This is a genomic window from Antarcticirhabdus aurantiaca, from assembly GCF_009765365.1.
GTDB classification, from domain to species: domain Bacteria; phylum Pseudomonadota; class Alphaproteobacteria; order Rhizobiales; family Rhizobiaceae; genus Antarcticirhabdus; species Antarcticirhabdus aurantiaca.
This window is the reverse complement of sequence record NZ_VTOM01000005.1, coordinates 81,418-94,309: the sequence shown is the minus strand read 5'-3', so window position 1 is coordinate 94,309 and position 12,892 is coordinate 81,418. Positions and strand designations below refer to the sequence as shown.

At 71.0% G+C, this 12,892-nt stretch carries 13 protein-coding genes; 8 read left to right on the top strand and 5 right to left on the bottom strand.

What is annotated here, in order from left to right; genetic code table 11:
• The 7 genes from FZN60_RS07510 to FZN60_RS07480 all read left to right on the top strand — a co-directional run bounded on the left by FZN60_RS07510 (position 1) and on the right by FZN60_RS07480 (position 5,292).
• On the top strand, positions 1–741 hold the full coding sequence (locus FZN60_RS07510; RefSeq protein ID WP_158872725.1) for a DUF4336 domain-containing protein: 741 nt from the start codon (positions 1–3) through the stop codon (positions 739–741).
• A gap of 37 nt (positions 742–778) precedes the next feature.
• The gene (locus tag FZN60_RS07505; protein ID WP_158872723.1) at positions 779–1,141 is read left to right on the top strand and encodes a hypothetical protein; all 363 of its coding nucleotides are present in this window, start codon (positions 779–781) and stop codon (positions 1,139–1,141) included.
• Positions 1,142–1,233: 92 nt separating this feature from the next.
• On the top strand, positions 1,234–1,566 hold the full coding sequence (locus FZN60_RS07500) for a four-helix bundle copper-binding protein (protein ID WP_158872721.1): 333 nt from the start codon (positions 1,234–1,236) through the stop codon (positions 1,564–1,566).
• Positions 1,567–1,580: 14 nt separating this feature from the next.
• The gene (locus FZN60_RS07495) at positions 1,581–1,964 is read left to right on the top strand and encodes a DUF305 domain-containing protein (RefSeq protein ID WP_158872719.1); all 384 of its coding nucleotides are present in this window, start codon (positions 1,581–1,583) and stop codon (positions 1,962–1,964) included.
• 179 nt (positions 1,965–2,143) lie between these two features.
• Positions 2,144–2,698 (top strand): hypothetical protein, encoded by a 555-nt coding sequence (locus tag FZN60_RS07490; RefSeq protein WP_158872717.1) that lies wholly within the window; start codon positions 2,144–2,146, stop codon positions 2,696–2,698.
• Positions 2,699–2,719: 21 nt separating this feature from the next.
• A complete protein-coding gene (locus FZN60_RS07485; protein ID WP_158872715.1) occupies positions 2,720–3,202 on the top strand; it encodes a DUF421 domain-containing protein in 483 nt (160 codons plus the stop codon).
• A gap of 32 nt (positions 3,203–3,234) precedes the next feature.
• The gene (locus tag FZN60_RS07480; RefSeq protein WP_158872713.1) at positions 3,235–5,292 is read left to right on the top strand and encodes an NAD(+) synthase; all 2,058 of its coding nucleotides are present in this window, start codon (positions 3,235–3,237) and stop codon (positions 5,290–5,292) included.
• Positions 5,293–6,100: 808 nt separating this feature from the next.
• Here the strand turns inward: FZN60_RS07480 and FZN60_RS07475 are convergent.
• Complete coding sequence (locus tag FZN60_RS07475; protein WP_158872711.1) at positions 6,101–6,718, bottom strand: cysteine hydrolase family protein; 618 nt, start codon at positions 6,716–6,718, stop codon at positions 6,101–6,103.
• A 139-nt stretch (positions 6,719–6,857) separates the two neighbouring features.
• Positions 6,858–7,952 (bottom strand): BON domain-containing protein, encoded by a 1,095-nt coding sequence (locus FZN60_RS29400; RefSeq protein ID WP_158872709.1) that lies wholly within the window; start codon positions 7,950–7,952, stop codon positions 6,858–6,860.
• Between the two features lie 241 nt (positions 7,953–8,193).
• Here FZN60_RS29400 and FZN60_RS07465 point away from each other — a divergent pair, with 241 nt between their 5' ends.
• Positions 8,194–9,417: an argininosuccinate synthase gene (locus FZN60_RS07465; RefSeq protein ID WP_158872707.1), complete on the top strand. Its 1,224-nt coding sequence runs from the start codon at positions 8,194–8,196 to the stop codon at positions 9,415–9,417.
• 51 nt (positions 9,418–9,468) lie between these two features.
• Here the strand turns inward: FZN60_RS07465 and FZN60_RS07460 are convergent, their stop codons facing one another.
• From FZN60_RS07460 to FZN60_RS07450, 3 genes are all read right to left on the bottom strand, one after another.
• A complete protein-coding gene (locus FZN60_RS07460) occupies positions 9,469–10,716 on the bottom strand; it encodes a metallochaperone AztD (protein ID WP_158872705.1) in 1,248 nt (415 codons plus the stop codon).
• A gap of 68 nt (positions 10,717–10,784) precedes the next feature.
• Positions 10,785–11,954, bottom strand: coding sequence for a helix-turn-helix transcriptional regulator (locus tag FZN60_RS07455; RefSeq protein WP_158872703.1), 1,170 nt, complete (start codon positions 11,952–11,954; stop codon positions 10,785–10,787).
• Between the two features lie 111 nt (positions 11,955–12,065).
• The gene (locus FZN60_RS07450; RefSeq protein ID WP_158872701.1) at positions 12,066–12,707 is read right to left on the bottom strand and encodes a LysE family transporter; all 642 of its coding nucleotides are present in this window, start codon (positions 12,705–12,707) and stop codon (positions 12,066–12,068) included.
• Positions 12,708–12,892: the final 185 nt, after the last annotated feature.

The following is a 12,892-nucleotide window of genomic DNA, read 5'->3' as shown; positions in this document are numbered from 1 at the left end:
ATGGCCGTCGACCCGACCTATCCCCCGCTCGACACGCCCAAGCCCGTCGCGGACGGCGTCTGGATCGTCGATTCCGGGCCGATGAAGGCCGGCGGCCTCGTCTCCATCCCGGTCCGCATGATGCTCTTCCGGGACGCGGCGGGCGAGCTCGTGCTCTACTCGCCGACGCGCTGGACGCCGGACCTTGCGGCCGAGCTGGACAAGCTCGGCCGCGTGTCCTGGCTTCTCGCGCCGAGCAGCGTCCACTGGACCTTCGTGAAGAGCTGGCAGGACCGATACCCGAACGCCGCCGTGCTCGCCGCCCCCGGTCTGGACAAACGCGGTCAGGTGCAGCGCTCGGGGCTCAGGATCGACGGGCGCCTCGGCGAGTCGCTGCCGCTCGAATGGGGCGGCCTGTTCGAGGCGGTGACCGTGCCGGGCGGCCTCGGCTTCCGCGAGGTCGGGCTGTTCCACCGCCCGAGCCGCACGCTGGCGCTCTGCGACCTCGTCCACAATTTCGAGCCGGAGAAGCTGCCCCCGCTTCAGCGACCGCTGGTGCGCCTCGCGGGCGGCACGGCGCCGAACGGTCGGGCCATGCTGCAGCTGCGCACGCTCGTCTCGCTCAACCGCCTGGCTGCCCGGGCCGCGGCGGAGCGGCTGGTGGCGCTCGCGCCCGAGCGGGTCCTCTTCGCCCACGGCCGGGTCTTCGAAGCGGACGGCGCGGCCCGGCTCAGGCGCTCCTTGTCCTGGCTTCTCGGCTGAGACCTTGCCGCATGCCGCGTCCCACGCGATATCGCGCATGATGCGACCGCTTCGCGACCTTCTTGCGGGATTGAGACTGATCCTTGCCGTTCTGGCGTTGGCCGGTTGGGTGGGCCCAGCCGCGGCGATGAGCCGGGGCATGGCGGTGGAGACGCCGCACGCGGCGCCCGCCGGTCACCACCACGACGGCGGCGGCGAGCATCACGGACAAGCGCGCGCCGGTCATGACGCCACCGCCTGCTGCGCGGCGGCCTGCGGGCCGGTGGTCGCGCCCCAGCCCGGCGGCGCCCCGGACGCGGCTGTTCCGCTCGCCATGCGTCTTCGCCCGGCGCTCGACGCCTTTCCGCCGGGCGTCGTGCCCGCAACCGCGAAGCCCCCGCCCCGAACCACATCCCTCTGACGGCATTGAGCTTTCAGAACCGGCCTGCCTCGGCGCCGCGCATCGCGCCGCCCGCGGGGGCGCGCCGCAACCCTTTCAAAGGATGTGACCCGATGAACCCGAACGATCCCGCCATGCAGGCCTGCATCGACGCCTGCCTCGCCTGCTACCGGACCTGCCTGTCGACGGCGATGAACCACTGCCTGAAGATGGGCGGCGAGCACGTCGAGAAATCCCACGTCTCGCTCATGATGGCCTGCGCCGAGATGTGCCGGACCTCCGCGCATGTCATGCTGATCGGCACCGACCAGCACAAGCACACCTGCCGCGCCTGCGCGGAGATCTGCCGGGCCTGCGCCGCCGATTGCGAGCGGATCGGCGGCATGGACGACTGCGCCGCGGCCTGCCGCGCCTGCGCGGAGTCCTGCGCGGCCATGGCGGCTTGAGGAGGGAGCGCGCCATGATCCCGACCAAGACCTTGGTTGCCGCCCTCGTCCTCGCCTCGGGGCTTGCCGCGCCGCTCGCGGCGCAGGAGGGGGGCCATGCCGGCCACGGCGCGGCGGCGGGGGCCATGCCCATGTCGCCGGCCTCCTCGGCCTACATGGAGGCGATGACCCGCATGGATGACGCCATGCGCACCATGCCGATGACCGGCAAGCCAGGCCACGACTTCGCCGCCATGATGATCCCGCATCACCGCGCGGCGATCGAGATGGCGGAGGCCTATCTCGCTTCCGGCGATGCCGATCCCGAACTGACGAAGATGGCGAACGACGTCGTCGCCGCGCAGAAGGCCGAGATCGCGACGCTGGAGGCTTGGCTGGCGAAGCACCCGGTGCCTTAAACGCCGGCCGGGCCCGATCAAGCTTTCGCGCCGGTCCTTGCCGGCGCGAAAGTCTCCGCATGCCGTGGATCGCGGTCGCCGCCGCCATAGCTGTTCCCGGTGAAGGGCATGGGTTGGACACGGGCGAGAGCGACCACAGCGATGCGTGAAGCCGAGACCGCATGCGGGGGCAGCGGATCATGAGCGAGCCGCCGCGCGGCAACACCGCCGCCGCACCGGACTTCCCGGAAGGGCTCGGCGACCCGCACCTGCTGCCGCGCAGCGTCGTCCACCGCCATGCGAGTCCCCTCTCCCTCGTGCTCCTGGGCGCGCTGCTCGCCCTCGCCCTTCTCGGACCGCTCGGCGGGACGCCCGAGGACCCCCTGCTCGCCACGAGCGAGGCGGCCGACCTTCTCGTCGACACGCCGCGAACCCTGCGCAACGGCATGTTCTTCGAGACGCGGATCGTCGTCGAGCCGAAGCGCGACATCGGCCGGCTGGTCCTCGCCATCTCGCCGGAGCTCTGGCGCCACCAGACCCAGAACACCATGGTGCCGGCAGCTTCCGAGGAGACCTTCGAGGGCAGCGACTTCCGGTTCGACTACGGCCCCGTGCCGGCCGGGCAGCGCTTCGAGGTCAAGCTCGACCTCCAGATCAATCCGGACCGTCTCGGCGGCACGCGCGGGCGCGTCGCGATCTTCGACGGCGAGGCGGAGCTGGCCTCGGTGCCGGTCGAGGTGAAGGTGCTGCCGTGACGGACGGGAAGGGCTAGCCGCATGGACATCGTGATCCGCGCGAGCATCATGTTCGCGGTGCTCTATCTCCTCCTGCGGCTGCTCGGGAAGCGCGAGCTCGGGCAGATGACGCCCTTCGAGCTGGTGGTGCTGATCGTTCTCGGCGACCTCATCCAGCAGGGCGTCACGCACAACGACTTCTCGTTGACCGGGGCCATGCTGGCGATCGTCACCTTCGCCTTCTGGGGCCTCGTTTTGTCCTGGGTGACCTACCTGTTCCCCCGCGCCGAGAAGCTTCTCGACGGCGAGCCGCGCGTCATCATCCGGGGCGGCGAGCTTCTCACCGAGAACCTGCGGCGCGACCGCATGACCCGCGCCGAGGTCGAGTCCGAGATGCGCCTCGCCGGCATTGCCCGGATGAGCGACGTCGCCTGGGCGATCCTCGAACCGCAGGGGCGCATTTCCTTCATCAAGCGCGAGGGCGGAGGCGACGGCCCGCCGCCCGACGCCGGCCGCCTCGTTTGACGGGACGACCGAACAGGAGCATCGAGGCATCCATGACGATCCAGCCGAACCGCTTCTTCTCGCTCCACGACCACGGCTTCCTGCGCGTCGGGGTCGCGACGCCGGAGGTCTTCACCGCCGACCCGGCGCGCAACGCGGAAGCCTCGCTCAGCGAGGCGCGGGGCGCGAGCGCGGACGGCGTCGATCTCCTGGTCTTTCCCGAGCTCGGCCTGTCGGCTTACGCGATCGACGACCTCCACCTCCAGGACGCGCTGCTGGACGACGTCGAGCGGGCGATAGCGCGGATCCGCGACGAGAGCGCGGAACTGACCCCCCTCCTCCTTCTCGGCGCGCCGATCCGGCGCAATGGCCGTCTCTACAACTGCGCGGTCGCGATCCATCGCGGGCGCGTGCTCGGCGTCGTGCCGAAGACGTACCTGCCGAACTACCGCGAATATTACGAGAAGCGCTGGTTCGTGTCGGGCGCGGGGCTGAAAAACCTCTCCATGACCTTGTGCGGCGAGGCCGTGCCCTTCGGCACGGACCTCCTCTTCGCTGCCAGCGATTATGCCGACTTCGTCCTCCACGTGGAGATCTGCGAGGACTTCTGGTCGCCGGCCCCGCCCTCGATCCGCGGGGCGCTCGCCGGCGCGCTGGTGCTCGCCAACCTTTCGGCCTCCAACATCACGGTGGGCAAGGCGGCGGACCGGCACCTCCTCTGCGCATCCCAGGCGATGCGCACCTTCTCGGCCTATCTCTACTCGGCGGCCGGCACGGGCGAGTCCACCAACGATGCGGGCTGGGACGGCCAGGGCGGCATCTACGAGCTCGGCGACGTTCTCGCCGAATCCGAGCGCTTCGCGCTGGAGAGCCAGCGCATCGTCGCCGACGTCGATCTCGGCCGCATCCGCCAGGAGCGGATGCGGACGCCCACCTTCGCCGACGCCGCGGCCGTCGAGGGCCACCCGGAGACCGATTTCCGCCGCATCGCCTTCGAGCATCGGCCGGCGACGGCCGACCTCGGGCTGATCCGCCCGATGCGCCGCTTCCCCTACGTGCCCGACGCGCCGCACCGGCTCGATGCCGACTGCTACGAGGCCTTCAACATCCAGGTCCACGCCCTCATCCGGCGCTTTCGCTCGACGCCGGGCAAGACCATGGTGATCGGCGTTTCGGGCGGCCTCGACTCGACGCACGCCCTTATCGTCGCGGCCAAGGCCTGCGACCGCATGGGCCTGCCGCGCTCGGCGATCCTCGGCTTCACCATGCCGGGCTTCGCGACGGGGGAGGAGACGAAGGGCAACGCCTGGGCGCTGATGCGGGCGCTCGGCGTCACGGCCGAGGAGATCGACATCCGCCCGGCGGCGCGCCAGCTCCTCGCCGACATGGGCCACCCCTTCGCGGAAGGCGAGCCGGTCTACGACATCACCTTCGAGAACGTGCAGGCGGGCCTTCGCACCGACTACCTCTTCCGCCTCGCCAACCAGCGCTCGGGCTTCGTGATCGGCACCGGGGACCTGTCGGAGCTGGCGCTCGGCTGGTGCACCTACGGCGTCGGCGACCAGATGAGCCATTACGGCGTGAACTCAGGGGTTCCGAAGACGCTGATCCAGTATCTCATCCGCTGGTGCGTGGCGACGGACCAGTTCGAGGCGGAGACGGGGCGCATCCTCACCGCCATCCTCGACACGGAGATTTCGCCCGAGCTGGTGCCGGTCGGCGAGGACGGGCTGATCCAGAGCACGGAGTCGAAGGTCGGCCCCTACGCGCTGAACGACTTCTTCCTGTTCCACGCCATGCGCTACGGCGCCAACCCCGCCAAGATCGCCTTCCTGGCGCATCACGCCTGGAGCGACGCGGGTCGTGGGTCCTGGCCGGCGAACTTCCCCGAGGACGCGCGCCACGCCTTCGACCTGGCCACCATCCGCCGCTGGCTGGAGAAGTTCCTGGTGCGCTTCTACCAGACCGCGCAGTTCAAGCGGACCGCCATGCCCAACGGCCCGAAGATCTCGGCGGGCGGCAGCCTGTCGCCGCGCGCCGACTGGCGCGCACCCTCCGACGCCAGCGCCAACGCCTGGCTGCGGGACCTGGAGCGGGTGCCGACGGCGTAAGGCGCGCGAACGCCGATCGGACGAGGCGCCCTCCCCTCACCCGCTTGCGGGAGAGGGGTCCGCAAGGACGGGCGAGACGAGCGGCTCGACCAGGGGACGGCGCAGCCGGCCGGGTGAGGGTGCCGGCCGCGCCAGCGGCCAAGCAAACGGCTTGTGCCGCGAAGCGTCCTTCGCCTTCGGCACCCCTGGGCGAGCCACGCGTCTCGCCCGCCCTTCGGGCCCCTCATCCCGCTGCCGCGACCTTCTCCCGCCAGCGGGAGAAGGGAGCAGCGTCTGGGCGCGCGGGCGCGATCCCGCGCCGCGTGGGGAGCGGCCGGAGCGTTGAAGCAGTCGGGTGCCTCCCTTGCGGGGAGGGCTGGGGGCGCCGCAGGCCGAACCTGCGACGTATGCTGTTCGTCAGAAAGGGTCCGCCTGCGGCGCCCGCCGCGAGGGACTGCGTCGCTTTTCCAGTGCGGGGCCATCCCGCACCGCGCGCGTCGGAGCCAGAAACGGGCGGCTTCACCCATCCCTGGCGGCGTCCTCCCGAGTTCGGGTCTGTCCCAACCGGGGCCCGGGTCTGCCTTCGGGGATACTCCACGGCACGGGCCGTTACAGCCTGCACCGATCCTCGCGCGTCGCGCCGCCCGGGTGAGCGCTCCTCCGGAAGAAGCGAACCGCACCGAACCTCGCCCGCCGGCCCCCTCGAACGATCCCGGTGATCATTCGCGCCCATCCGAATGGGCCGGCGGTGAGGGCAAGGTAGGTGATGGGGGCGAGGGCGTGTATAAGTGGGGGTGGATGGCCCGGCGCGCCGGAGGCGGGCGGCCCGTCAGTCGCGCCACATCGCCAGGATCGCCTCGCTGTTGGTCAGCGCGAGCTGCTGGCCGAAGCGGTCTTCGTAGAGCTTCATCAGGGCGTCGTGAGTCTCGTCGGCCGACGAGCAGAGCGCGTCGCGGGCGACGACGACGTAGTAGCCCCGATCGATCGCCGACATGATCGCGGAGAGAACGCAGACGTCGGTCTCCGCCCCCGAGACGATCAGCGTCTCGGCGCCGCGACGCTTGAGGATCTCGTCGAGAGGCGAGGACTCGAAAGGAGAATAAGCCGGCTTATTGACCACTTCGGCCGGCGGGGTGAATCGCTGGAGCGGCGGCATCAGGTCGAGGAGGCCGGGATCGATGCGGTCGCGGCAGAAGTCGCGCCATCGCCCGAAATACGCACTCCACGCCCCTTCCGCGGCGTCCGGGCGCTCCGGCGGCATGAAGCGGGTGAAGACGGTGTCCGCCGGACGATGCGCGCAAAGGCGCTCGACCACGGGTAGGACGCGCGTCATCCAGGGCGTCTTCCACTCCGTGTCCTCGCCGAACATACGCTGCATGTCGATGCAGAGGTGAACGGCGGGGCGGCGGAGAAAGGCGAGGGCTTGGGAAGGATCGGATTCGGCCATGCTTCCCGAACCGTCCTCGCGCCCTGCGGGTTCACGGCGAAGTTTCGATCCGGCTACGGGTGCAAGGCCAGGTCGTGACGCGAAGATCCCCGGCGCGTCGCCGCGCCGGGGTCCGTCGAAAGATGCGGCGTCGCCGGTCTCAGGTCGTGGTCGAGCCGCGGCCGGACAGGGTGCTCGACGTGCCGGCCGTGTCGCCGGAGAGCGTCGATCCGGAGGTTCCGCTCGTCGAGCCGCCGTAGCTGCCGGTGGACGACGTCGTGCCGGCGGTGGAGGTGTTGAAGCCCGTCGAACCCGCGGTCGAGCCGCCCGAGGACCACTGGCCCTGGCTCTGGCTTTGGCCCTGGACGCGCAGGTTGTTCTGGACGTGGGTGACGCCCGACACGCGCTCGGCGACGTCCTCGGCGCGGCGCTTCTGGTCGCGGCTCGGCACGTGGCCGGTCAGCGTGACCTCGCGGTCCTTCACGCTCACGTCGATGTCGGAGGCGTCGAGGTAGTGGTCGTCGGTCAGCCGGTCGTTGATGTCGTCGCGGATGCGCTCGTCGGAGCGCGTGTAGTTCTTCGGGCCGCGACCGCCGTACTGGCGATCCGCTTCGCGGCGGCGCTCGGCGTCGTGGTCGCCGAACCAGGACGAGATCTCGTCGCCGGCCCGCTCGAAGAAGGAGCGCTCGCCCGGCCGGTTGGTGTCGGAGCCGTAGCCGAAGCCGCCGCGCCCATCGCGGTCGCGATCACGGTAGTCGCTGCCGCGCCCGAAGGCTTCCCGATACCGGTCTGCGCCGTAGCCGGAACCGGCGTCGCTGCGGCCGTAGTCGCTGCGGCCGTAGTCGCGGTCGGAACCGTATTCACGGCCGGAGCCGTAATCGCCGCGCGAGCTGCCGAAGCCGGAGCTGCGCTCGGAGCGGTCGAAGTCGACACCGCCATAGGACGAGCGGCCGTAGCCGTGGGCGGCGTTGGACAGGTAATCGCCCGAGGAGCCGCGCCCGTAGCCGGATTCGCCGCGGCCATAGCCGTAGTCGCCGCGCCCGTAGCCGCTGTCGCGACGCTCGTCGTCGCGGCCGCCATAGCGCCAGTCGGACTCGCGACCGGAGGAGAAGGATTCGCTGCGGAAGCGGTCCTCGTCGTTGAAGCCGCCGCGGCGCGCGGTGCGCTCGTCGGTCCGGCCGAAGCGGTCGTCGCGCTCGTTCTCGTCGCGGAAGCGGTCGCGGCCGTAGCCGCCCTGATTCCTGTAATCGCTCATGGAACTCTCCCGTTGGCGCCCGCCCCACGTTCATGCCGCGTGGTGTCGGCGGGCTTCGGCAGGGTTAACGAGGCGGCAAACGTGATGTTCCAGCCAACGACGCCCTTCCCGGTTGTGCGGCGGAGACCCGCGCGCCCCTCGGCGGGTGGCCGGCAGCCGGCAACCCTTGCGTCGCGCGGCATTCTCGGCCACATCCGCGGCACCTTAATTTTTCGACATGACGATCCGGGATCCGACAGCCATGGTCAGCCGCCGCGACGTGAAGAAGGTCGTTCTCGCCTATTCCGGCGGGCTCGACACCTCGATCATCCTGAAATGGCTCCAGACGGAGCTCGGCGCGGAGGTCGTGACCTTCACCGCCGACCTCGGCCAGGGCGAGGAGCTGGAGCCGGCCCGGAAGAAGGCCGAGATGCTCGGCATCAAGGAAATCTTCATCGAGGACGTGCGCGAGGAGTTCTGCCGCGACTTCGTGTTCCCGATGTTCCGGGCGAACGCGCTCTACGAGGGCACCTATCTCCTCGGCACCTCCATCGCCCGGCCGCTGATCTCCAAGCGCCTCGTCGAGATCGCCGCCGAGACCGGCGCCGACGCCATCGCCCACGGCGCGACGGGCAAGGGCAACGACCAGGTCCGCTTCGAGCTCTCGGCCTACGCGCTGAACCCGGACATCAAGATCATCGCGCCCTGGCGCGAATGGACCTTCAAGAGCCGCACCGACCTCCTCGACTTCGCCGAGAAGAACCAGATCCCGGTCGCCAAGGACAAGCGCGGCGAGGCGCCCTTCTCCGTCGACGCGAACCTCCTGCACTCCTCCTCCGAAGGCAAGGTGCTGGAGGACCCGGCCGAGGCGCCGCCCCCTTACGTCTTCCAGCGCACGATCGCGCCCGAGGAGGCACCCGACCGCGCGACCGAGATCACGATCGGCTTCGCCAAGGGCGATCCCGTCTCGGTCGACGGCAAGCGCCTCGCGCCCCACGAGCTCCTGGCGGCGCTGAACGATCTCGGCCGCGACAACGGCATCGGCCGCCTCGATCTCGTCGAGAACCGCTTCGTCGGCATGAAGTCGCGCGGCATCTACGAGACGCCGGGCGGCACGATCCTGATCGCGGCGCACCGCGCGATCGAATCGATCACGCTCGACCGCGGCGCGATGCACCTCAAGGACGACCTGATGCCGCGCTACGCGGCGCTGATCTACAACGGCTTCTGGTTCTCGCCCGAGCGCCTGATGCTGCAGGCCCTCATCGACAAGAGCCAGGAGCACGTCGAGGGCGAGGTGCGCCTCAAGCTCTACAAGGGCAACGTCACGGTGATCGGCCGCTCCTCGCCGAAGTCGCTCTATTCGGACGCGCTCGTCACCTTCGAGGACGACCACGGCGCCTACGACCAGAAGGACGCGGCGGGCTTCATCCGCCTCAACGCCCTGCGGCTGCGCACGCTCGCCAAGCGCGACGGCGGCATCTGAGGACGCGAAGAAGGGGGCGGCCTTCGCGGCCCGCCCCCTTCGGTGCTTGCGTCAGTGGACGGCGCCCGAGCCGCCCACCGCGACGATCGTGTAGGGCACGCCCTCCACGGGGATGGTGCGCTCCTGGGCCAGCCTGTCGGTGGAGACGATCCGCACGAGGCCCTTCGACGGATCGGTGACGGCGAGGTGGTCGCCCGCCACCGCGAGGCGCGGGCGCGGGTCGCGCCAATGCCCGTCCATGGAATAGGGCTCGGTCAGCGCGACGCTCTGCTCGATCCGGCCGGTCACCACGTCCAGGCGGTGGAGCCGACCGTCCTCGGTGAGGATGTAGGCGTTACGCGCCTCGGCGGGATCGAGCGCGAAGTCGACGCGGCGCGTCGGCAGCTCGACCTTGCGGAAAGGCTCCGCGGCGCCGGGCTCGATGATCACGACGGCCTGCGGCCCGTAATTGCCCAGAAAGAACTGCATGGTCGTGCCGCCCTTGAGCGTCGACACGTTGCCCTCGCCCAGCGCCGCCGTCGAGACGTGCTCGAGCCTGGGCGGCTCGCCGGCACCGCCGGGCGTCGCCACGACGATGCCGTCCTTGCAGCCGAAGGCGAAGGTGCGGGCCGACTGGGCCTGGCCGTGGACGCCGGGGCAGTCCACCACCGCGCCGACCGTCTCACCCTCCTTGTCCAGCACCTTCAGGCCGAGGCGCGGGTCGTCGGGCGTCGCGCCCGGCACGGACACGACGAGGAAGTCCCCCATCGGCGCGGCGAGACCGTGATGGGCGGCGCCCGGCTGGAGGACGCGCGGCTCGAAGGACGCGCCCTTGTCCAGGACGGCGCTTTCCGCAAACAGCGACACCGCGCCCGTGCCGTCGTCGAAGAGCGCGATCCGGCCCGAGTCTTCGACGACGTGCGCCGGCTTGGCGCCCTCGATCGTGACGGGCAGGAGCTCGGGCGCCGCCACGTGGAGGTCGCCGTGGTCGCCGTGGTCCTCGAAGGACACGCCCGTCGCGATCACCGCGACCTTGCCGGCCTCGCCCTGCACTGCGAAGACCGTGCGCCCGCTCGCGCTACGCGTCAGCGCCGGGCTCTGGTCGAGCGCGAAGGTGCCGGCGCTCGCGCCGTTCGCGAGATCGAGGGCGCGCACGACCCCCGCCCCGTGATCGCCGACGAAGAGGCGGTAATGCGTGCCGAGTTCCGCCCGGGCCTGGCCGTCGGCCTGGGCGTGTGGGGCCGCCTGCGCGAGCGCCGCGCCCGGCGCGAGCCCGGCGGCGGCGCAGAGCGCGGCCGTCATAAGTTGCAGGATCGTCATTCGTCATCTCCGGCTTGTTCGGAGATGTTCTGTTATATCATTACATTCGGCTTGGCCAGCTCGCCGGCTCAGCTCTGTCCGCCGGTGAAGCGCCCCCATGCGGGCTCGAGGCTCTTGGCGAGCGACACGAGCTGGCCCTGGCGGCGGGTGTTCGTCTTGACGAAGACGGCCTCGAGATAGGAGCGCACGGTGGACAGCGCGATGCCGCCCTCCTCGGCGATGTCCTTGAGGGACAGGCCGGCGGCGAGCCGCGTCATCAGCCAGGCTTCCTTCGGCGACAGGTCGAAGGCGAGCCGCATCTGGGCCTCGAAGCCGGCGGCCGGCGCCTGGGACGCGCGCCGAAGGGCGAGGAGCGCGAGGCGCTCGAAGGACCGCCCCTCCCCGTCGAGGCTGCCGAGCGGCGCGACGGACACGACCAGCGCGCCCTCCGCGCCCCCGGCGCCCTCGAAGACGATGTCGTGCCCCGGCCCCGGCAGGGGACCGCCGCGTCCCGGACAGGCCTCGGCGACGGCCCGGCGCAGCGCTTCGGCGGCACGCCCGTCGGTACGGCCGGCCCCGGCGGCGAGGCGGTTGGCGCGGCGAAGCAGCGGCGAGCCGGGCTCTGCGAGCAGCGCCTCGGCAGCGCGGTTCGCGCTGCGGATCGACAGGTCGGCCTCCACGGTGAGGAGACCGACGTCCAGCGCGTCCAGCGTCTGCCCCGCCGCCCGGCCGGCGGCGAGGGCGTCGGACATCTCCATCGCGCGGACGAGATGGGGTGCGAGGAGGCCGACGAGCCTCGTCTCGGTCCGGTCGAACGGATCCTGGCGGAGCCCGCGCTGGACGTCGAAGATCCAGCTGCAGTTTCCGCGCGCCACCAGCCGGCAGCAGAGTCCGCCATACATGTCCCGCGGCGCCATCCACTCCTTCCAGAAGCGCGAGGCGCGCAGCGTTTCCGGGCCGTGCAGCGCCATGTCGCTGTAGACGAGGCCGAGCGGGACCACCGTCATGCGGCTTTCCAGGACGCGGTAGGAGTCGAAGAGATCCTCGAGCGCCATCGCGATCCGGTCGAATTCGCCGGGCGACACGAAGCTGTGGAGGGTGTGGGGATCGAAGCCGGTGCGCAGGATGCAGGCCCGCGAGCCGTCGAACTGGACGCGCAGGCGCTCGATCGCCTGCGGCCAGAGCGTGGGCTCGCGCGCCGCGGCATAGATCGTGCCGATGGTGTCGGACATCGCGTCCGCGTCGAGGTTCGCCACCATGCCGCCGCTCGCCGCTGTCGGGGCGCCGGGCGCCCGTTTCCCTCGCCATCAACCTTCCCCAAGGGAAGAACGATGTCAAACAAAGATTGAGCCGGCCCTGCCGCTCCGCCCTCAGGTTGCCGTTAGCAGCCGAACAAGCATCGCCGTTCCGGCCATCAGCAGACCGAGGGCGATCGCCGCGTCGAGGACATCGCGGTAGCGGCCGAGAAACGAGCGGAACGGTCCCGCCGACAAGGCCCATGCGAGCGCGCCGAACCAGAGCGCCGCCACGAGAAACACCGTGCCGGCCGCGGCCGGCGCGCTCAGCCCCGCATCGCTGCCCGAGCGGCTGGCGACGAGATAGGAGCCGAAGAAGGCGGCGCTCACGGGATTGGCCGCCGCGGTGGCGAAGGCGAGAACAAAGACGCCCCGCCTTGCCGCGGTTGGCGCCCGCGGCGAGGCTGCGGACGATGCGGGGCGCGCGAGGCGCATCAGCGCCCGGCCGCCGACGAGGAGCAGGAGGCCGGCAAAGCCCGCCTGCGCGGCCAGTGCCATGGCGGGATCGGGCCCGAGGCGGCTGGCGAGGGACAGCGTCAGGAGCGCCAGGAGCCCGGCCCCCGTGGCGATGCCGGCCGCCGCCAGGATCCCGGCTCGCGGCCGGGGCGACAGGCTCGCCTGCGCCACGACGAGGAAGTTGGGCCCCGGCAGGGCCGCGAGCATCATGTAGGTGGTGGCGAAGGCGAGAAGCGGCGCGGTGGGAACGGGATCGGGCATCGGAATCGCGGCATGTCCGGAAGGCGGCGCGAAGCCGCGGGGATCTTCATCATGACGCTGGGGAAGGTTCGACGTCACCGGCAGATGCCGGTGGCGCGGCGCATCCGGGGATGCGAGCAGATGGTGGAAGCGCGAGCCCGTGCGCGCAGGGCTTGCTCCCGGCCACGCCGCGCCGACACGGGTCT